Annotated in this window: 20 protein-coding genes; 2 read left to right on the forward strand and 18 right to left on the reverse strand. The window is 67.0% G+C overall.

Annotation, left to right across the window (positions count from 1 at the left end):
• Positions 1-11: 11 nt before the first annotated feature.
• The 16 genes from RU09_RS15915 to prmC form a co-directional block, all read right to left on the reverse strand.
• On the reverse strand, positions 12-2,777 hold the full coding sequence (locus RU09_RS15915) for an FtsK/SpoIIIE domain-containing protein (protein WP_042541842.1): 2,766 nt from the start codon (positions 2,775-2,777) through the stop codon (positions 12-14).
• Between the two features lie 57 nt (positions 2,778-2,834).
• Positions 2,835-3,674: a PP2C family protein-serine/threonine phosphatase gene (locus tag RU09_RS15920; RefSeq protein ID WP_042541843.1), complete on the reverse strand. Its 840-nt coding sequence runs from the start codon at positions 3,672-3,674 to the stop codon at positions 2,835-2,837.
• A 242-nt stretch (positions 3,675-3,916) separates the two neighbouring features.
• Positions 3,917-4,702: a DUF5684 domain-containing protein gene (locus RU09_RS15925; protein WP_052493006.1), complete on the reverse strand. Its 786-nt coding sequence runs from the start codon at positions 4,700-4,702 to the stop codon at positions 3,917-3,919.
• Positions 4,703-4,820: 118 nt separating this feature from the next.
• Positions 4,821-5,567: a YaaA family protein gene (locus RU09_RS15930; protein WP_042541844.1), complete on the reverse strand. Its 747-nt coding sequence runs from the start codon at positions 5,565-5,567 to the stop codon at positions 4,821-4,823.
• A gap of 73 nt (positions 5,568-5,640) precedes the next feature.
• Positions 5,641-5,901 (reverse strand): F0F1 ATP synthase subunit epsilon, encoded by a 261-nt coding sequence (locus tag RU09_RS15935; protein WP_042541845.1) that lies wholly within the window; start codon positions 5,899-5,901, stop codon positions 5,641-5,643.
• A gap of 2 nt (positions 5,902-5,903) precedes the next feature.
• On the reverse strand, positions 5,904-7,358 hold the full coding sequence (atpD, locus tag RU09_RS15940; RefSeq protein ID WP_042541846.1) for a F0F1 ATP synthase subunit beta: 1,455 nt from the start codon (positions 7,356-7,358) through the stop codon (positions 5,904-5,906).
• A 21-nt stretch (positions 7,359-7,379) separates the two neighbouring features.
• Positions 7,380-8,279 (reverse strand): F0F1 ATP synthase subunit gamma, encoded by a 900-nt coding sequence (locus RU09_RS15945; RefSeq protein ID WP_042541847.1) that lies wholly within the window; start codon positions 8,277-8,279, stop codon positions 7,380-7,382.
• A gap of 20 nt (positions 8,280-8,299) precedes the next feature.
• Positions 8,300-9,940, reverse strand: coding sequence for a F0F1 ATP synthase subunit alpha (gene atpA / locus RU09_RS15950; RefSeq protein WP_042541848.1), 1,641 nt, complete (start codon positions 9,938-9,940; stop codon positions 8,300-8,302).
• A 47-nt stretch (positions 9,941-9,987) separates the two neighbouring features.
• A complete protein-coding gene (locus RU09_RS15955; RefSeq protein WP_042541849.1) occupies positions 9,988-10,776 on the reverse strand; it encodes a F0F1 ATP synthase subunit delta in 789 nt (262 codons plus the stop codon).
• Positions 10,776-11,330, reverse strand: a complete 555-nt coding sequence (locus RU09_RS15960) for a F0F1 ATP synthase subunit B (RefSeq protein WP_042541850.1) — start codon at positions 11,328-11,330, stop codon at positions 10,776-10,778. The genes RU09_RS15955 and RU09_RS15960 overlap by 1 nt, the downstream gene beginning before the upstream one ends.
• A 27-nt stretch (positions 11,331-11,357) precedes the next feature.
• Complete coding sequence (atpE, locus tag RU09_RS15965; RefSeq protein ID WP_042541851.1) at positions 11,358-11,594, reverse strand: ATP synthase F0 subunit C; 237 nt, start codon at positions 11,592-11,594, stop codon at positions 11,358-11,360.
• A gap of 43 nt (positions 11,595-11,637) precedes the next feature.
• The gene (gene atpB / locus RU09_RS15970; protein WP_042541852.1) at positions 11,638-12,423 is read right to left on the reverse strand and encodes a F0F1 ATP synthase subunit A; all 786 of its coding nucleotides are present in this window, start codon (positions 12,421-12,423) and stop codon (positions 11,638-11,640) included.
• Positions 12,424-12,569: 146 nt separating this feature from the next.
• Positions 12,570-13,145 (reverse strand): membrane protein, encoded by a 576-nt coding sequence (locus RU09_RS15975; RefSeq protein WP_042541853.1) that lies wholly within the window; start codon positions 13,143-13,145, stop codon positions 12,570-12,572.
• Positions 13,142-14,314 (reverse strand): MraY family glycosyltransferase, encoded by a 1,173-nt coding sequence (locus RU09_RS15980; RefSeq protein WP_042541854.1) that lies wholly within the window; start codon positions 14,312-14,314, stop codon positions 13,142-13,144. Before RU09_RS15980 ends, RU09_RS15975 begins: the two co-directional genes overlap by 4 nt.
• Complete coding sequence (locus tag RU09_RS15985; RefSeq protein WP_042541855.1) at positions 14,311-15,018, reverse strand: L-threonylcarbamoyladenylate synthase; 708 nt, start codon at positions 15,016-15,018, stop codon at positions 14,311-14,313. The genes RU09_RS15980 and RU09_RS15985 overlap by 4 nt, the downstream gene beginning before the upstream one ends.
• A 48-nt stretch (positions 15,019-15,066) precedes the next feature.
• Positions 15,067-15,927: a peptide chain release factor N(5)-glutamine methyltransferase gene (gene prmC, locus RU09_RS15990; protein ID WP_042541856.1), complete on the reverse strand. Its 861-nt coding sequence runs from the start codon at positions 15,925-15,927 to the stop codon at positions 15,067-15,069.
• Positions 15,928-16,027: 100 nt separating this feature from the next.
• Here prmC and cysK point away from each other — a divergent pair, with 100 nt between their 5' ends.
• Together cysK and epsC are read left to right on the forward strand one after the other, a co-directional pair.
• Positions 16,028-16,966 (forward strand): cysteine synthase A, encoded by a 939-nt coding sequence (gene cysK / locus RU09_RS15995; RefSeq protein WP_042541857.1) that lies wholly within the window; start codon positions 16,028-16,030, stop codon positions 16,964-16,966.
• Positions 16,967-16,974: 8 nt separating this feature from the next.
• Positions 16,975-17,544 carry a serine O-acetyltransferase EpsC gene (gene epsC / locus RU09_RS16000; protein ID WP_042541858.1) on the forward strand — a complete coding sequence of 190 codons (570 nt, stop codon included), beginning with the start codon at positions 16,975-16,977 and terminating at the stop codon, positions 17,542-17,544.
• A gap of 16 nt (positions 17,545-17,560) precedes the next feature.
• On the opposite strand, the gene RU09_RS16005 is transcribed toward epsC, so the two are convergent.
• On the reverse strand, positions 17,561-17,971 hold the full coding sequence (locus tag RU09_RS16005; RefSeq protein WP_042541859.1) for a phage holin family protein: 411 nt from the start codon (positions 17,969-17,971) through the stop codon (positions 17,561-17,563).
• Positions 17,972-17,989: 18 nt separating this feature from the next.
• Positions 17,990-19,546: a CitMHS family transporter gene (locus RU09_RS16010; protein WP_197066097.1), complete on the reverse strand. Its 1,557-nt coding sequence runs from the start codon at positions 19,544-19,546 to the stop codon at positions 17,990-17,992.
• Positions 19,547-19,668: the final 122 nt, after the last annotated feature.

Consider the following 19,668-nt stretch of genomic DNA (forward strand, 5'->3'; position numbering starts at 1 on the left):
CGTACCGCTGCTCATCGCCCGGACGCCAGTGCCGGGACCACGACACGACGAGGCCCGGCGTCGCCGATCAGAGACCAGGCACGTCCGGCATGCAGTCGCGCGTAGGGCGGGAGTTCTCGCACGCCCGCGAGCTGCCGCAGCTCGGCGGCGTTCTCTGCCCGAATGAGAGTCTCACCCTCTCGGCGCACCCGTTGCCACAGCGGCCAGTTCCGTTGCCACGCGTCCGCGTCGCCGATCACTATGGTCGGACGTGTCGACGCCGTGAGGTCGCGAGGTTCACCCGAGAGCGCCACGACATCGCATCCTGGGTGCGCGGCGGCCAGCGATTCGGCGACCGTCGGCACCCCCGCGGTGACGAGCGCCGTGAGAGCGCATCGCGGCGACCAACCGCTGTCCTGCCGATACCGAGAGGCACCGTGGGCAGGGCCTGACGATCGCAGTCGCTCCTCGGGTACCCAGACCAGCTGAATCTCTCGATCTCCCATCCGCATCCGCCCCGGCGGTCGGTCTCGATCGAAACCGTCGGACTCGCCGCCTGCGGCGAGATGATCGACACGGCTCGGCATCCTCAGGAGCCCCCGGCGTGGCAGCGCATCGAGAAGCCGACCGATGGGCCCCGCCGCTCTCGTCGCCGTGAGCACGAAGGTGGTACGGGAACCGTGCCGCAGGATCTGATCCCAGAGCTGCGCGACATGCTGACCGTATTCCACAGGCAGCTCGCTGATCCTGACGTCGATGTCGTCGCAGAGAACGAGACCTGCGCCGCGCGATCCGTCTGCAGCCAGAGCGACGACGGCGTCCCAGGCGTGCTCCGGGTCGGACGGTATCCAGAGCGGGTCTGCGTGCTGCTTGGCCAGCGCACGCAGAGCCGAGGAACGCCCCGACCCCGGCCCGCCCAGGAGCACGATGCCACGATCGGACCCGATTGAGAGGAACACGAGCGGCTGGCGCTGACGCTCCGGCTCGTCGGCTCGCCCCAGAACGGCATCGCCCTTCCGCGTCTCCACCTGAAGCGTGGCCAGTGGGAGCATGCGCGGAAGCACGGGCAGCCACGGGCTGTGCGGGCTTTCGGCGTCGGCCCATCTCATGGCGATGGCTCTCAGGTCGGCCGCGCCCGTCAGCGCCACTCTCATCGCCGTCGGTTCCGCATCCTGGGGACGACGGACCAACGCCAGTCCCCTGGACTCCACCCCGCCGGGAAGCTCAGCCGCACCGTCGGTGCCGATCACGGCGCGGCTGTCTGCGGCGTCTGCAACGCGCAGGCTCACTCGAAGCGGGCAGTTGGCTGCCAGCGCATCGCGGATCACGCCGGAAGCACGCTGGGTTCCGAGGATCAGATGCATACCGAGGGCTCTGCCCCGAGCAGCGATATCGGTGAACACGGCACCGAGGTCGGCATGATCCTGAAGCAGCGCCGCGAACTCGTCGACCACGATCACCAGCCTCGCCATTCCGATCTCCCGCACATCACGTGCGCCGGCCTCTGCGAGGACGGACTCACGGCGGCGCAGCTCTGCGGTCAGGCTCGAGACTCCTCTGCGCGCACCCTCCTCATCGAGATCCGTGATGACCGCGGCCACCTGCGGAAGCGTCCGAAGCGGCTCGAAAGCCGTGCCCCCTTTGAAATCCGCCAGGACGAAAGTCACTCGATCCGGCCCATGGCTGCTCGCCATGGCTGTCACCCACGACACCAGCAGCTCGCTCTTGCCGCTGCCCGTCGTGCCGGTCACGATGGCGTGCGGCCCGTCGTCGACGATGTCGAGCAGGACGTCGGCGTGTTCGCCTCGGCCCACCACCGCAGCGAGACCGACCTGCGACTCGGGCTGGCGGAGGTCGCTCAGTGCCACCCTGCTCGGGAGCGAGTCCAGCTCATCGCCCTCGACCGAGCTCTCTTCTGCGGTCGCGATCGCCTGATCGCGGGACACGCATTCGGTGGAGACCTCGACGATCCCCTGCGGTGTGCGCACGCTCGCGCGGTGCGGCTCGACGATGTCGATGACCGTCGTGATTCCCTCGGGGACATCCTCGCCGCGTCCGAGCAGCCAGATCACGGCGTCAGCCGCCGGCCGGGGGTCCCCGCTTCGCGCCACCGCGACGCTGAGCGACCCGCGCCGCGTGAAGCGCGCCTGCGGAAACCGCGCGACCCCCAGCTCCTCGAGATGTGGGCCGACGATCGACATCTGCGCAGCTCCGAATCTCACACACAGCTGCACCACGAGGGCTCTCGCTACGGAGGCGACGACGGGGTGCGCACCGCGCAGACCGAGGCCACTGCTGAGCGGAACCGTCATCGGCACGTTCTCGACCCTGGCGCATCGCGTTCTGAAGTCTCGTTCGCGTTCCCCGTCGCCTCCCGACGCCCGCACACCGCTGGTGCCGACACCGCTGCCGACGACGATCTCGGTGTCGGCGTCCGGTGGCTCGAGGCCGCGCAGCGGAGGTTGCGCCAGACCTGCGGCCGCATCGGGATGACGGTGCCATCGCATCTGACGCTCGTCATCATGGAGCCGTGACAGCTGCGCTTCCGCGAGCGACCACGCCGCCGCGCTCTCGGCCTCCGCGACGCGGAACGCCTTTCGCCGGGAGCGCGACCCGTCGATCAGCGACGCGAGGATCATCAGAGGTCCGAGGGCTGCGAAGCACAGCGAGAACAGGGAACCGGTGACGAGCCAGAGCACCACCCCGGCGGCGACGGGCACGAGCGCCGCGATGAACGGCGTCGGCGGTCTGCGTGCGGGCACGGGGGCGGCGGGGATCGCTATGGGCAGAGAATCCATGCCCCCAGTGGACCGCGCGGGAGGGGCCCAGAGAGCGCCCTCCACAGGGATCGGACGTTATTCGGAGGATTCGCCCTGTGTGGAGGAGGACTCGTCCGCTGCGGAGGGGGCATCGTCAGGCGCCGAAGAGGGCTCGTCCTCGATCTGCACGATGACGAGCGTCACGTTGTCGCGGCCACCGTTCTCCAACGCCGCCGCGAGCATCGCATCGACGGCAGCGGCAGGATCGGCGTTCTCACGGAGGAAATGCTGGATGCCGTAGTCAGTGAGCTCTTTCGTCAGCCCGTCCGAGCAGATCACGAACCGGTCGCCCGGGCGGACATCGAGAGTGACGTAGTCGGGTGCAGTGAGTTCACTCGCTCCCACCGCTCGTGTGATCACATTGCTGTAGGGGTGACCCTCGGCCTCTTCGGGGCTGATCTTGCCAGCGGCGATGAGCTCCTGGACGACCGAGTGGTCGGTGGTGATCTGCACCAGACGTTCGTCCCTGAGAAGGTACACACGCGAGTCGCCGATGTTGAGCGAGGTCCAGTGCGGCTCGTCCCCCTCGAACTCGAGGAAGACCCCGGTGAGGGTGGTGCCGGTGCCTTCATCGGTGGTCTCGGGGTGGTCGGCGATGTCGGCAACGGCCAGCTGGAGCGCTCCCTCGATGGCTCCGCGATCGACCGCGCCGGCGGCGACGACCGCATCGAGTCGTCTGACCGTGCTCCGGCTCGCGATCTCTCCACCGGCATGACCGCCCATGCCGTCGGCGACGATGAACAGCGGGTAGTCCGCGAAGAACGCATCCTGATTCGTCTCACGGCGGCGCCCCACATCAGTGACACCCGCCCAGGAGAGCAACAGGGAACGCTGCGCAACCCTGACGCTGTGCGTCTTCGTCGTCGTCTCAGCCACTCGTCGCCTCCGGATCGCCTGCGGGTCGGGGTCCCCCAGGACACTCACACATCGTAGTGGACGCTGCCACGGTGGCACTCGCACCCGTGAAGGCCGCTCGCAGTCGAGCGGCGCCGTCCCGGGGCTGCGACATGACCATGCCTCCACGTTATCGTCTTCAACCGGTGCTCTGAGCCACAGAGCGTCGTCTCCGTACAGCACAGAGCCCCCGACCGAAGTCGAGGGCTCTGTGTCGCGTCAGATCAGGCCGGGGGCTGCGTGGGGTCCGTGGGCGGAACCTGCGGAGCTGCCGGGGGCGCTGCGGGCGGAGCGGGCGGAGCCGTCGGGGGTGTCGACGGCGCAGCGGGCGGAACGCCGGGTGCGGCCGGGGACGACGGTGCCGCCGGCGGGGCGTAGCCGGGCTGGGCAGGCTGGGCCGGCGGGGCGTAGCCGGGCTGAGCGGGCGGAGTGTAGCCCTGCGGCGCGGGAGGCGCATAGCCCTGCTGGGGAGCGCCGTAGCCCTGCGGAGCGCCGTAGCCGGGGCCCGCGACCGGGCGCGGCTGTACGGGCACGCCGTCCCAGACGGTGGAGTCAGCGAGGAAGCTGTTCCCTGCCCACGGAGCGGGAACGATGTTCGGGTTCCAGCGGGACTTGTCGAAGGCGTTGATGCCGTACCAGACGATCGAGAGCAGAACGAACAGGACGACCCAGACAGCGTCCTTCTGCAGCTTGAGTCCGACACGCCATGCAGCGAGAGCGAGGACGACCGCGAGCGCGATACCCGTCAGGAAGTTGAGGTACGGGATGAACGAGAGCCCGATGCCGATCAGGACGACCCACGGCGAGATGTCTCCGAGCTTCGCGAAGATCATCGTGTTGTACACGGGAACCCACGCGCGCCACTTGCCCTGCACGCCCGCCTTTTCGAAGATCTTCATCAGGAAGATCGACGAGATCACATAGAACGCCAGTGCGAAGAGCAGACTGATCAAGAAGACGACGAAGAGGCCGGCGATAGCCGCCCCGTTGTCGTAATAGTCGTTGTACATGATCCCCTCCGGATCCGATGGAGCTGACGCTGTGCGCGCCGCGACACCAACCATATCGGTGTGCTGATATTTGGGGCAACGACACACGCGCGGAGAACTCCCTGCGCGACATGCTCGGTCATTCCGCGACGACGAGCTCCACGACACCGGGTTCGTCGGTGCGGCGGAGAACGAGTCCCCGGCCACCGGTCCACGTCTCCAGCGTCCGAAGCGACCGGATGCGGGGGCGGTCCTCGGCGAGAGCCCGCACGAGGAGCCCCTTGGACTTCTTGTTGAAGTGGTTGAGAGCGCGACCGTGCTCCGTCACGACTCGCACGTAGCAGGAGGCGACGGCGTGCGGCACCGGGCCGAGCGCGACGTAGGCCTCGCTGCGCAGATCGAGGACGAAGTCGGGGTCCTCCCCCGCTATCGCCTCCATGGTGGCGTCTGCCCAGTGTCGGCGCAGCGCGGGCAGACCTGGAAGCGATATCCCTGCAGCGAGACGGTACGGCGGTATGGGATCGAGAGCGCCTACCGGGCCGAGCGGGGCCGAGTGGATCCACACGTGTGCGCCGAGCCAGCGACGGGATGCGGGAACGAGACTGCCCGCGTCGAGCGCGTCATACAGGACACCGGTGTACCGATCCACAGCCGGCATGGTCGCCGCGGAGCGCAGCATCCGATTGTGCGCGACATCGCCGGCCTGCTTCGGGCTGAGTTTCAGCACTTTCCGCGCGTGCTCTTCGTCTCCTGCAAGATCGACGAGAGCGTCGATCACCTCGTGACGCTTCGCGCCGAGGCCCGGAAGCGCGAGCGCGCCCAGGTCGAGAGGGGCACCGTCGCCTCCGGATCGCTTCGTCTCTGACGGGGGCAGCAGAATCTTCATGACACCTCGGTGATACAGATGCGTCCGCCCCGACCCCCGGAGGGGTCGAGGCGGACGCGATGAACTGAACTGCTCAGGCGATGAGAGCCGCGTTGCCTGCCACGATCGTCAGGACGTCGCCCTCCATCGAGAGGAAGCCGTCCTGCGCGTTGGCGAGCACCTTGGTGCCATCCGTCTGAGTGATGCGGACCTGGCCTTCGGCGAGGATGGCCAGAACCGGCTCGTGGCCGGTCATAAAGCCGATCTCACCCTCGACGGTCTTGGCGACCACGAGGCTCGCCTCTCCCGTCCAGACCTCCGCATCCGCGGAGACGAGGCTGACATGCAATGCCATGGTCAGCCGTTCTCCTTCTGGATCTTCGCCCACTGCTCTTCGACGTCGGAGATGCCACCGACGTTGAAGAAGGCCTGCTCGGCGACGTGGTCGAAGTCACCGCGGGTGATCGCATCGAAGGACTCGATGGTCTCCTTCAGCGGGACGGTCGAACCCTCGACACCCGTGAACTTCTTGGCCATGTAGGTGTTCTGCGAGAGGAACTGCTGGATGCGGCGTGCACGCGACACGACGATCTTGTCCTCTTCGGAGAGCTCGTCGACGCCGAGGATGGCGATGATCTCCTGCAGTTCCTTGTTCTTCTGGAGGATCTGCTTGACCGTGGTGGCGACGCGGTAGTGGTCCTCGCCCAAGTAGCGGGGGTCCATGATGCGCGACGTCGAGGTCAGCGGGTCGATGGCCGGGTACAGACCCTTCGACGCGATCTCACGCGAGAGCTCCGTGGTGGCGTCGAGGTGGGCGAACGTGGTCGCCGGGGCCGGGTCCGTGTAGTCATCGGCCGGCACGTAGATCGCCTGCAGCGAGGTGATCGAGTGGCCACGGGTCGACGTGATGCGCTCCTGGAGCACACCCATCTCGTCGGCGAGGTTCGGCTGGTAACCCACGGCGGAGGGCATGCGGCCCAGCAGCGTGGAGACCTCGGAACCGGCCTGCGTGAAGCGGAAGATGTTGTCGATGAAGAGCAGCACGTCCTGCTTCTGCACGTCACGGAAGTACTCCGCCATCGTCAGAGCCGAGAGGGCGACGCGCAGACGCGTTCCCGGCGGCTCGTCCATCTGGCCGAAGACGAGGGCCGTCTTGTCGAAGACACCCGCCTCTTCCATCTCGTGGATCAGGTCGTTGCCCTCACGGGTACGCTCGCCGACACCGGCGAACACCGACACACCACCGTGGTCCTGCGCGACGCGCTGGATCATCTCCTGGATGAGGACGGTCTTGCCGACACCGGCTCCACCGAACAGACCGATCTTTCCGCCCAGCACGTAGGGCGTCAGAAGGTCGATCGACTTGATGCCGGTCTCGAACATGGTGGTCTTCGACTCGAGCTGGTCGAAGTTCGGAGCCTTGCGGTGGATGGGCCAGCGCTCGGTGACCTCGATGGTCTCACCGGGCTCGAGGTTCAGGACCTCGCCGATCACGTTGAAGACCTTGCCCTTGGTGACGTCGCCGACGGGGACCGAGATGGCCTCGCCGGTGTCGCGCACTTCCTGGCCGCGCACGATGCCGTCGGTCGGCTTCAGAGCGATGGCGCGAACGAGGTCGTCACCGAGGTGCTGAGCGACCTCGAGGGTGATCTCGACCGAAGAGTCGCCGATCACGATCGTGGTCTTGAGTGCGTTGTAGATGTCGGGGATCGAGTCGTGCGGGAACTCGATGTCGACAACCGGACCGTTGACGCGTGCGACGCGCCCGACGACCGCGGTCGCCGGCTGGTCAGCCGTAGCGGTGGGGGTCATTTTCGTCTCTCTCCTGATGGTCTATTTGCTCGACGAGAGTGCGTCGGCGCCGCCGACGATCTCCGCGATCTGCTGCGTGATCTCCGCCTGACGCGCGTTGTTGCGCAGACGGGTGTAGTCGGTGATGAGCTTGTCGGCGTTGTCGCTGGCCGACTTCATCGCCTTCTGCGTCGCGGCCTGCTTGGCAGCAGACGACTGCAGGAGAGCGTTGAAGACACGGCTCTGGATGTACACCGGCAGGATCGCGTCGAGGACTGTCTCGGCATCCGGCTCGAACTCGTACAGCGGATAGACGGCGTTGCCGGCCTCCGAGTCGTCGGCTTCCGTGATCTCCAACGGAAGCAGACGCACGGACTCTGGCGACTGCGTCATCATGCTGACGAAACGGTTGTACACGAGGTGGATCTCGTCGACGCCGCCGTCGTCTGCCCCGCGGCCGAAGTCCTCGAGCAGCTTCGCCGAGATCTCCTCTGCGGTGTGGAACGACGGGGTGTCGGTGTCGCCGGTCCACTCCGCAGCCGCCGCGATGCGACGGAACTGGAAGTAGCCGACGGCCTTGCGTCCGACGAGGTAGAACACCGGCTCCTTGCCCTGCTCGCGCAGGAGCTCCGCAACCTCGAGACCCTCACGGAGGATCTGCGAGTTGAAGGCTCCGGCGAGACCGCGGTCCGACGAGAAGATCACGACCGCGGAGCGGCGGATCGTCTCGGGCTCGCGCGTGAGCGGGTGGTCGACGTTCGAGTGCGTCGCGACGGCGGACACGGCCCTCGTCACGGCTCGCGCGAAGGGACTGGACGCTTTGACACGTCCCATCGCCTTCTGGATGCGCGAAGCCGCGATGAGTTCCATCGCCTTCGTGATCTTCTTGGTCGTCTGAGCAGAGCTGATCTTCTGCTTGTAGACCCTGAGTTGAGCGCCCATGAGTTCAGTTCCTCACGCGGTTACGCGCGACGACCCTTGACGATCTTCTCCTGGTTGACGTCGTCAGCCTCTGCTGCAGCGTGCTCCTCGTGGCCGGGAGCGCCGATGGCGTGTCCCTTGCCACCCTGGAACTCCAGGATGAAAGCGTCAGTGTGCTTCTCGAGCTCGGCGACGGTGTCGTCGTCGAGGACGTTGGTGTCGCGCAGCGTCTCGAGAACCTGGGTGTTGCGACGCAGGTAGTCGAGCAGCTCGCGCTCGAAGCGCAGGACGTCGGAGACCTCGATGGTGTCGAGCTTTCCCTTTGTTCCGGCCCAGATCGAGACGACCTGCTCCTCGACCGGGTACGGCGAGTACTGAGGCTGCTTGAGCAGCTCGGTGAGACGCGCACCGCGAGAGAGCTGACGACGCGAAGCCGCGTCGAGGTCGGACGCGAACATCGCGAACGCCTCGAGCGAGCGGTACTGCGCGAGCTCCAGCTTCAAGGTTCCGGAGACCTTCTTGATCGACTTCACCTGAGCGTCACCGCCGACTCGCGAGACCGAGATACCCACGTCGACCGCGGGACGCTGGTTGGCGTTGAAGAGGTCGGACTGCAGGAAGATCTGGCCGTCGGTGATCGAGATCACGTTGGTCGGGATGTATGCCGAGACGTCGTTCGCCTTGGTCTCGATGATCGGCAGACCGGTCATCGAGCCCGCGCCGAGCTCGTCGGACAGCTTCGCGCAACGCTCGAGCAGACGCGAGTGCAGGTAGAAGACGTCACCCGGGTATGCCTCGCGGCCCGGCGGACGGCGCAGCAGGAGCGATACGGCACGGTAGGCCTCAGCCTGCTTCGACAGGTCATCGAAGATGATGAGGACGTGCTTGCCGCCGTACATCCAGTGCTGACCGATGGCCGAGCCGGTGTACGGAGCGAGGTACTTGAAACCGGCGGGGTCGGATGCAGGAGCGGCCACGATGGTGGTGTACTCCAGAGCGCCGGCCTCTTCGAGCGCGCCCTTCACCGAAGCGATGGTCGAGCCCTTCTGGCCGATCGCGACGTAGATGCAGCGAACCTGCTTGTTGACGTCGCCCGACTCCCAGTTGTCCTTCTGGTTGATGATCGTGTCGATCGCGATGGCCGTCTTACCGGTCTGGCGGTCGCCGATGATCAGCTGACGCTGACCGCGGCCGACGGGGATCATCGCGTCGATGGCCTTGATGCCGGTCTGCATCGGCTCGTGGACCGACTTGCGCTGCATGACGCCGGGAGCCTGAAGCTCGAGCTCACGCACGCCGTCGGTGGCGATGGAGCCGAGGCCGTCGATCGGGTTGCCCAGCGGGTCGACCACGCGGCCCAGGTAGCCGTCGCCGACGGGCACGGAGAGGACCTCACCCGTGCGGGTGACTTCCTGGCCGGCCTCGACGCCGGTGAACTCACCGAGCACGACGACACCGATCTGGTGCTCGTCGAGGTTGAGCGCGAGTCCCTTGGTGCCGTCTGCGAAGGTGACGAGCTCGTTCGCCATCACGCCGGGAAGTCCCTCGACGTGCGCGATGCCGTCTGCCGCGTCGATGACGGTGCCGACCTCGGTCGCCGCGGCCCCAGTGGGCTCGTATGCTGCGGCGAAGTCCTTCAGCGCGTCACGGATGACGTCGGGGCTGATCGATAGTTCTGCCATTGTCTTCCCTTTGTATCTGGGTGCGCGGTTCCCCGCGCGAAGTCGTGTTAGCCGGCGAGCTTCTGGCGAAGATCGGCGAGACGGGCGGAGATGCTGCCGTCGATGACGTCATCGGCGATCTGCACGCGCAGGCCTCCGACGACGGCGGGGTCAGAGACCTCGTTGAGCGAGATCTTGCCGTCGTAGCGACGCGAGAGTGCGTCCCTGAGACGAGTGCGCTGCGCATCCGTGAGCGGCTTGGCGCTGTGCACAGTGGCCACCACGCGGTCGCCCTGATCTGCGACGACCCGCGTTGCGCGACCGAGCATCTGACGGACGCGGCGATCACGAGGCTGGCGGACCAGCGACGAGACGATCACCGCAGTCGCGTCGCTGACGCCACCTGCGAGCAGCTTGTCGACGAGTGCACCCTTGGCGTCTTCTCCCCCGAGGCGGCTCCCGAGCGCGAGCTCGAGTTCCGCGTTCGCGGCGATCACGCGGGTGAAGCCGAACAGCTCTCCCGCGATGTCGGCCTGGGGCTCGGCGAGGGCAGCAGCTCGGATGGCGAGCTCCTCGATGCCGTCGACCAGCTGCGACGCCGAAGACCAGCGCTCGGCGACGACGGTCTTCAAGACACTCTGGGCGTCCTGAGAGAACCCGCCGAACACCGCTGCGACGACGTTCTGTCGCGCCTCGACCGGAGCCGAGGCGTCGGCGAGCGCGCCGCTCAAATGAGACGACTCCGTCACGGCACGCGCGGCTGCGAACAGCTCCCGTGCCGTGTCGAGAGTGACGTCCGTCGCTGCGGCAAGCGTCTGAGTGGATGCCGCGAGTGCCTGAGTGGTCGCGCTGCCCATTACTGAGCCGCCTTCTCGGATGCTTCGAGGTCTGCGAGGAAGCGGTCGACCACTGCGGTCGCACGTGCGTCGTCGGAGAGCGTCTCGCCGACCACGCCACCGGCGAGGTCGATGGCGAGCGAGCCCACCTCGCTGCGCAGCGAGACGAGAGCGGTCTGACGCTCGGCCTCGATCTGCGTGTGCGCGGTCGCGGTGATGCGAGCAGCCTCGCTCGACGCGGCGTCCTTGGCTTCGGCGACGATCTTCTTGCCGTCCTCGCGGGCGGCCTCACGGATCTCACCGGCCTCGGTGCGTGCCTCAGCGAGCTGGCGGGTGTACTCCTCGAGCGCGGCCTCAGCCTGCTTCTGTGCTTCGTCAGCCTTGGCGATGTTGCCTTCGATGGCGGCGGACCGCTTGTCGAGCATCGCCGTGAACTTCGGAAGGGCGACCTTCCACACGACGACGAGGATGATGAGGAACCACAGACCCGACCAGATGATGTCGTACCACGCAGGGATCAGCGGGTTAGGCGTTTCTCCCTCAGCCGCGAGGTTCGTGACAAGAGCGTTCAGCATCCTGTCTCCTTCTGAAGTCGGTAGAGATTACGGGAAGGGGATGAATCCGACGGCGATGCCGACGAATGCAAGCGCCTCGGTGAAGGCGATACCGATCCACATGAGGACCTGAAGGCGACCGGCCAGCTCGGGCTGACGGGCGACGCCCTCGATGGTCTTGCCGACGACGATGCCCACGCCGATGGCCGGACCGATCGCTGCGAGGCCGTAGCCGACCGATGCGAGGTGACCGTTGATGTCTGCGAGAACCGTAGTAGCGTCCACGGGTTTTTCCTTTCGTTGGGTGGGACGGCAGTTGCCGACCCGCTCAGTGCTCTTCTGCGACCGCGAGCTGGATGTAGACCGCGGTGAGGACGGTGAAGACGTATGCCTGGAGGACGGCGACAAGAATCTCGAAGAGAGTGAAGGCGCCGCCGAAGGCGAGGGTTCCGACACCGAGAGCGGCCCAGCCGCCACCTGCGGTGAAGAAGAAGAACTGGGTTGCCGCGAAGCACAGCACCAGGAGCATGTGGCCGACGACCATGTTCATCAGGAGTCGGAGCATCAGCGTGACGGGCCGGATGATGAAGGTCGAGAGGAACTCGATCGGTGTCACGATGACGTAGACCGGCCACGGAACACCGGCCGGGAACAGCGCGTTCTTGAAGAAGCCCAGGGGGCTCTTCTTGATACCCGCGTAGATGAAGGTGACGTAGCTCACGAGTGCGAGCGTCAGCGGCACGGCGGCGATGCTCGTGCCGGCGATGTTCAGGAACGGGATGATTCCCGTGATGTTCATGAACAGCACCATGAAGAAGATCGTGGTGAGGATCGGCAGGAATCGGTTGCCGTCCTTGCGACCGAGCAGATCGTGCGCGATGTTGGTGCGGACGAAGTCCAGACCCATCTCGACGACGCTCTGGAAGCGGCCGGGGACGATCTTCATGCGACGGGTTCCGAGAACCAGGAGCAGGACCACCACCACGACGGCGAGGAACTGCACGAGGTGGATCCGGTGGACGGGGATGACCCCGAACGCGTTGAAGAGGATCTCCGGGAAGAACTCGTCGATCGAAGGTCCGTGGAACTCGCCGTCAGAGGCGAGTTTGGGCATCAGGGTCGCAGCAAGATTGAACAGCGCGGGCTCCAGCTTCGGGGCACCGGTCAGAACCGGGGCGACGATGGTCGGTGTGCTTCAAGCGCAAGCGCTCGCGAACGAGCGGCGGGCACGTGTCAACACTATCAGAATCTGAGGGTGTCCTAAGACCGAGGGGCGTCTTCGGCCGGCCCGTCCTGATCACGGGGCTCGGGAATCAGGTTGTGCCTGCCGGGCGCGCGATCCTCGGGCACGACGGTGGGCAGCTGCACACCGGGCGCGTGGTCCGTCGGCGCCTCCGAGGGCAGAGTGGCATCGCTCACGTTCGGCAGCCGCATGCGCGTGAGAACGATCACGTCGATCACCAGCGACACGATCACGCCGGCGACGATCGAGAGGAAGAAGACCATGGGGTCCAGCCACGGCTGACCGGCGAGGAGGATCATCACGAGCAGGAAGACACCGAGCTTCAGCAGCCAGCCGCCGAGCACGATCGCGAAGAACAGCTGCACGTAGAGAGGGTCGCCGAACCAGCGGTTGGCGATCAGGATGCTGAGCGCGGTGATCCCGAGGAACAGCATGGCGAGCACGACGCCGAGCAGGCCGCTCACGAGGCCCTCTCCCCCGCCGACGAGAAGACCGACACCTCCGGCGATGATCGCGAGGACCACCATCGAGAGGGCGGACCAGAGCAGCGTCCTCCGCAGGATCGGATTGCTGGAAACGGGGCTCGGGCTCACGGGGACTCCACGGGTGTCGGGTCGGACTCAGCAGACGCCGCGGGCTTCCGTCGGCGCAGAGGATTCAGGGTGATGACGAGGCACGCGGCGATTCCCACGAGGCCGAAGACGACCCCGGGAAGATACTGGCCGGGCCAGTCCTCGCGGGCGCCCACGTACATCAGGAGGACGGCGAGGGAGATGACCGCCGTCCAGGCGTAGAAGATCAGCACGGCGTCGCGGTCGCGATGGCCGAGGTCGAGCATGCGGTGATGAAGATGCTTGCGGTCGGGAGAGAACGGCGACTTTCCCGCGTTCATACGGCGCAGAACGGCCAGCCCGAAATCGAGGAGGGGCAGAAGCACCACCAGCAGCGGAAGCAGGATCGGGATGAACGCGCCGAGGAGCTGCGATCGGCCCAGGCGCTCGGGGTCGAGGGCGGAGGGTTCGAGCTGTCCGGTCACGGCGATCGCGGACGTCGCCATCAGCAGGCCGAGGACCAGAGCGCCCGAGTCGCCCATGAAGAGCTTCGCCGGGCTCCAGTTGAACGGCAGGAATCCGAGGCAGGCGCCGATCAGCACAGCCGCCAGGAACGAGGCGAGGTTGAAGTAGCTGGACGCGCCGGTGTCACGCGTCAGGATGTAGGAGTACGCGAAGAAGACTCCGTTGGCGATCAGGCAGACGCCGGCGACGAGCCCGTCGAGTCCGTCGATGAAGTTGACCGCGTTCATCACGATGACGATCGCGAACATCGTGATGGTGATGCTCAACCAGCTCGAGAACACGATCAGATCGCCGAACGGCAGGGAGAGGATCTGCAGCCCGCCCCCCACGGTGATGATCCCTGCGGCGAGGAACTGCGCGCCGAGCTTGATCATCCAGTCGAGATCCCACAGATCGTCCACGACGCCGATGACGGCGATCAGCAGCGACGCGGCGAGGATCGACCACATCGTCTGCGGCGGCATCCACATGGTGGCGAAGAATGGATTCGCGGCCGAGAATCCGATCGCTGCGGCGATGCCGAGGAAGATCGCGACGCCGCCGAGACGCGGCGTCGGGGTGGTGTGGACATCCCGCTCGCGGATCGTCGGGTAGAGCTTGAACCGCAGGCTCAGCCGCCAGACCGCCCAGGTCAACGCGAATGTGATCGCGGCGGTCAGGATGATCGTGAAGAGGTACTGCTTCACGAATCCCCGTCCGATTCCGGTGCCTGCGCGTCGGGCTCGAGCAGATCGCCGAGCACCTCCTCCAACCGCTCGCGGCTGACAGCGCCGACCCGGAGGATGCGCACGCCGCCCGTGGTGGGCTCAGCGCCGCGGGGCACCAGCGAGGTCGCGTCGACGATCGTCGACGCGATCCCGTCGCGGCTGACACCGTCGGCGAGATAGACCGAGACGCTGTCCCCGAGCATCCGCTCGGCATCGAGCGCCGAGATCGCCGACTCACGGCCTGTGAGGTTGGCGCTGGACACCGCGAGCGGTCCCGTCTCGGCGAGCAGCTCGAGTGCGACGCGTCCTTCGGGCATCCTGACGGCGACTGTGCCCTCCGTGTCTCCCAGATCCCAGACGAGGGAGGGCTGGGCAGGCAGGACGATGGTCAGGCCGCCGGGCCAGAACTCATCGACGAGACGCTGGACGGGCTCCGGCACGGACTCCGCGAGCGCGTGCAGGGTCTCCTTCGTGCCGATGAGCACGGGCGGGGGCTGGTTGCGCCCTCGTCCCTTGGCATCGAGGAGGCGCTGCACCGCTGCGGGCGAGAAGGCGTCGGCGGCGACGCCGTAGACCGTGTCGGTGGGCATGACGATGAGTTCGCCGCGGCTGATCGCCTGGCGGGCGTGGCGCATGCCGGCGAGGAGCTGGGCCTCATCGCCGCAATCGAAGATGGAGGACATGACGATCCGATTCTAGTTGGGGATGCCTGTGCGGTTCGTGTCCGCGTCTCAGGGGCGCAGCGCGGTCGTCGCTCTGTCTCGGAGCGTGAGGTCGCGGTGCGTCGCCGCCGCCCGCCACCCGTCGCGGGTGAGGATGCTGCGGATCTCCTCGCCCTGCAACTCGCCGTGCTCGATGACCAGAAGCCCGCCCGCATGCAGCAGCTCGAGGGCGCGCACGCTGAGCACGCGCACGACGTCGAGTCCGTCCTCTCCCCCGTACAGCGCCATCGACGGATCGAAGAGGCGCACCTCGGGGTCGCGGGGAACAGCTGCGTCAGGGACGTACGGCGGGTTCGAGATCACGACGGACGCCGTGCCGTCGAGCTCGGGGAACGCGTGCGCCAGGTCTTCATTCACCAGGGTGAGGTTGTCCACGCCAGCGGTGTTCCGTACCGCCCACGGGTAGGCGTCGGGTGACAGCTCCGTCGCGAAGACACGCGCATGGGGCACCTCGGTGGCCATGGCGAGAGCGATCGCGCCGCTGCCTGTGCCGAGGTCGATGCCGATCGGCGCGGGAAGCGCGGAACCCAGGAGGGCGTCGATCGCGTACTGCACCACGGTCTCGGTCTCCGGCCGAGGCACGAAGACCCCCGGACCCACGGCGAGTTCCAGATGCCGGAACGGCGCGGTTCCGGTGATGTGCTGCAGCGGCTCCCTGCCCGCCCGGCGGGTGACCAGGGCTCGCAGTGAATCCGCGTCCGCCTCCTCGACCGCATCGCCGCGGATGATGACGGCCTGCACCTCTCCCCGTCGCAGACCGAGGACGTGGCCCGCGAGCAGCTCGGCATCGACGAGGGGATCCGAGACGCCCGCGTCGGCGAGTTGTCGGGCCGCGGCATGCACGGCTGAGGCGAGGGTGAGATCGGGCATGGATCAAGCGTAGAGCGCAGAAGGTGTCATATTGCCCACCCCTCCAGAGTGCTCGCCTAGGCTGGAGCGCGCAGTCCCCCCGCTCAGGAAGGCTCTCCCCATGCCCGGAATCCACTCCGACATCACCACCGCTTTCGGCAACACTCCCCTGGTTCGCCTGAACCGGGTCACCGAGGGCCTCGGTGCCACCGTGCTGGCCAAGCTCGAGTTCTACAACCCGGCCTCGAGTGTCAAGGACCGGCTCGGCATCGCGATCGTCGACGCCGCAGAGGCATCGGGCGAGCTCAAGCCCGGGGGCACGATCGTGGAGGCGACCAGCGGCAACACCGGTATCGCCCTGGCGATGGTCGGCGCCGCCCGCGGCTACAAGGTGATCCTGACGATGCCCGCGTCGATGTCGAAGGAGCGGCGCATGCTTCTCAAGGCATTCGGCGCCGAACTCGTGCTCACCGACCCCACCAAGGGCATGACGCACGCTCTCGCCGAGGCGGAGGACATCGCCGCCCGCACGCCCGGTGCGGTGCTGGCGAAGCAGTTCGCCAACGAGGCGAACCCCGCGATCCACCGCAAGACCACAGCGGAGGAGATCCTCCGCGACACGGAGGGCTCGGTCGACTACTTCGTCGCCGGGATCGGCACCGGCGGAACGATCACCGGTGTCGGCCAGGTTCTGAAGGAGCGCGTCCCCGGCGTGCAGATCATCGCCGTCGAGCCCAAGGACTCCCCGATTCTCACCGAGGGGCACCCCGGACCGCACAAGATCCAGGGCATCGGACCGAACTTCGTGCCCCCCATCCTCGATCGCGAAGTCCTCGACGAGGTCATCGACGTCACCTTCGACGACGCCATCCGTGTCGCGCGTGAGACCGCGCGCAAGGAGGGCATCCTCGTGGGCATGTCGAGCGGCGCCGCGATCTGGGCCGCTCTGCAGGTCGCGCAGCGCCCCGAGGCTGCGGGCAAGACCATCGTCGTCATCATCCCGTCGTTCGGCGAGCGCTACCTCTCGACCGCCCTGTACGAAGACCTTCGCGAAGGCTGATCCGCTCGATGGGCATGATCGGCCGAATGCGCGAGGACATCGCGGCAGCGCGCATCCGCGACCCCGCGGCGCGCAGCGGCGCTGAGGTGGCGCTGCTGTATCCGGGGCTGCACGCGATCTGGGCGCATCGCGTCTCGCACGCGCTCTGGCGCCGACGGCTGCGGCTCGTCGCCCGGGCCACCTCGCAGATCTCGCGCTGGCTCACCGGCATCGAGATCCACCCGGGGGCGCGGATCGGCCGACGCTTCTTCATCGACCACGGCATGGGTGTGGTGATCGGCGAGACGGCGGAGATCGGCGACGACGTGATGCTCTACCACGGCGTCACGCTCGGCGGTCGCACGCGAGACGCCGGCAAGCGTCACCCCACCCTCCGCGACGGTGTCGCCGTCGGCGCGGGGGCGAAGATCCTGGGGCCGGTCACGATCGGCGAGGGCTCGGTGGTCGGGGCGAACGCCGTGGTGACCCGTGACGCCCCGGCTGACAGCATCCTCGTCGGAGTGCCGGCGAAGCCGCGGGCACGGATCATGGGTGAGGACACCAGAGCCGTGCTGACCGCGCCGGACTACTCGATCTGACGCTCTCGCGAGTGCATCACGCGCCGCGGCGCGACCGCACCTTGTCGACCTTCTTGCGGAGGAAGATCAACGGCAGCAGAACGCTGCCCAGCGCGGTGATGAGCCAGACGATCACGGATCCGAGCAGCCACCCCGAGAGATCGACGATGCGCAGCCCGCCGATCGGCAGCAGCACGACGATGACGAGCGAGATGAGCGTCGAGAAGATCCCGATGCCGCCCATCAGCACGGGCGCGTAGCGATCGGCCATCCTGCTGACCCACGGAGCGAGAACGCTCTGCAGGATCGCGAAGATCACGATGCAGACCACGAATCCCCACCATTTGTCCCACTCGATCTGGAAGCCCTCGAGCAGGAGGTCGGCGGCGATGATGCCGAGACCTGCGGACACGAGATACATGAGCGCGCGGAACAGAAGGGTGATCACGGCCTGAGCCTATCGCTCTCACTGCGCGACGAAGAAGGGGATCGCTCCCGACAGGATGCCGACAGCGAGCATCACCAACGACACGATCACCGCGCGCCAGAGCACCTTCTTGTGATGATCGCCGAGGTTGACGCTCGCGAGCGAGACGAGCAGCAGAATCGCCGGCACCAGAGGACTCTGCAGGTGCACGGGCTGACCGATGATCGACGCCCTCGCCATCTCGACGGGATCGATTCCGAAGGTCGCTGCGCTCTGGGCGAGCACAGGAAGGATGCCGAAGTAGAAGGCGTCGTTGGACATGAAGAAGGTGAACGGGATCGACAGGACTCCGGTGATGGGTGCGAGGAAGGGCCCGAGCGCCGGCGGCAGCACATCAGTGATCCACGTCGCCATCGCATCGACCATGCCGGTGCCGGTCAGCACGCCGACCAGAACTCCGGCGGCGATGACCATCGACACCACCCCGACGATGCTCGGGGCGTGTGCGACGATCTCCGACGCCTGCTCCTTGATCCCCCGGAAGTTGACGAGCAGCGCGACCGCTGCACCGACCATGAAGACGTACGGAAGCGGCATGATGTCGAGCACGAGCAGGACCATCACGGCGAGCGTGAGGGCGAGGTTGAACCAGATGAGCCTCGGCCGCAGCGTGGGCCGTGCGGGGTCGAGCATGGTGTCCGCCATGGCCGTGTCCGCCGGGTCCACGCTCGCCGCGGCCACCGGGCTGCGCCCACCCGCCACGACGACGATGTTGCCGGTGCGCAGCGCCGCACGGGCACCGGGCGTCGCATCCGAGCCGCGGAAGATCTTCGGCACCGTCGAGAAGGCTCCGCCGTCTGCGCCCGTGAGCAGCGCCTCGGAGTCCAGGCGGCCGAGACGACGTCGCTCCTGCAGACCGAGCATCCAGGCGAAACCGAGCGTCACGACGATGCCGACTCCGAGCGCCGGCAGCATGGGAACGAAGATGTCGGTCGGCTGCAGACCCAGAGCGGTCGCGGCGCGCACAGTCGGCCCGCCCCACGGCACGATGTTCAACGTGCCGTTCATCAACCCGGCGACGCAGGTGAGGACGACCGGGCTCATGCCGAGACGCAGATAGATCGGCAGCATCGCCGAGGTCGTGATGATGAACGTCGTCGAGCCGTCGCCGTCGAGAGAGACAGCGCCGGCGAGGATCGCCGTGCCCAGCACGACCTTCGCGGGGTCGTCACCGAGAACGCGCGTGATGACGCGGATCAGCGGGTCGAACAGGCCGACGTCGATCATGATCCCGAAGAACATGATCGCGAACATCAGCAGTGCGGCGGTCGGTGCCATGGTGGCGATCGAGTCGAGGATCATGTCGCCCATGCCGAGCCCGGCGCCGGCGAACAGCCCGAACACGGTCGGCACGAGGATCAACGCCACCATGGGAGTCAGCCGCTTCGTCATGATCAGAGTCATGAAGGCGAGCACCATGGTGAATCCGAGAAGGACGAGGACCCACTCCGGCGGAACGAACGCGACGTCGTAGGTCGGCGTCTCTTCGGCGGCCGCTGACAGGCCGGTGAGTACGTCGGTGAGTACGTCGGGCATGCTGTGACTCCTTCGTCGGGAATCCGTCGACTCCGACGGATCCTGACGAGACTAGGCAATCCGTCGCTTGCGAGCGCGGTATGCCGCATTCCCGGACGTTGTGCGCGTAGCGTGAGTTCTGC

The sequence above is a fragment of the Microbacterium sp. MEJ108Y genome, assembly GCF_000834175.1.
Lineage (GTDB): Bacteria > Actinomycetota > Actinomycetes > Actinomycetales > Microbacteriaceae > Microbacterium > Microbacterium forte.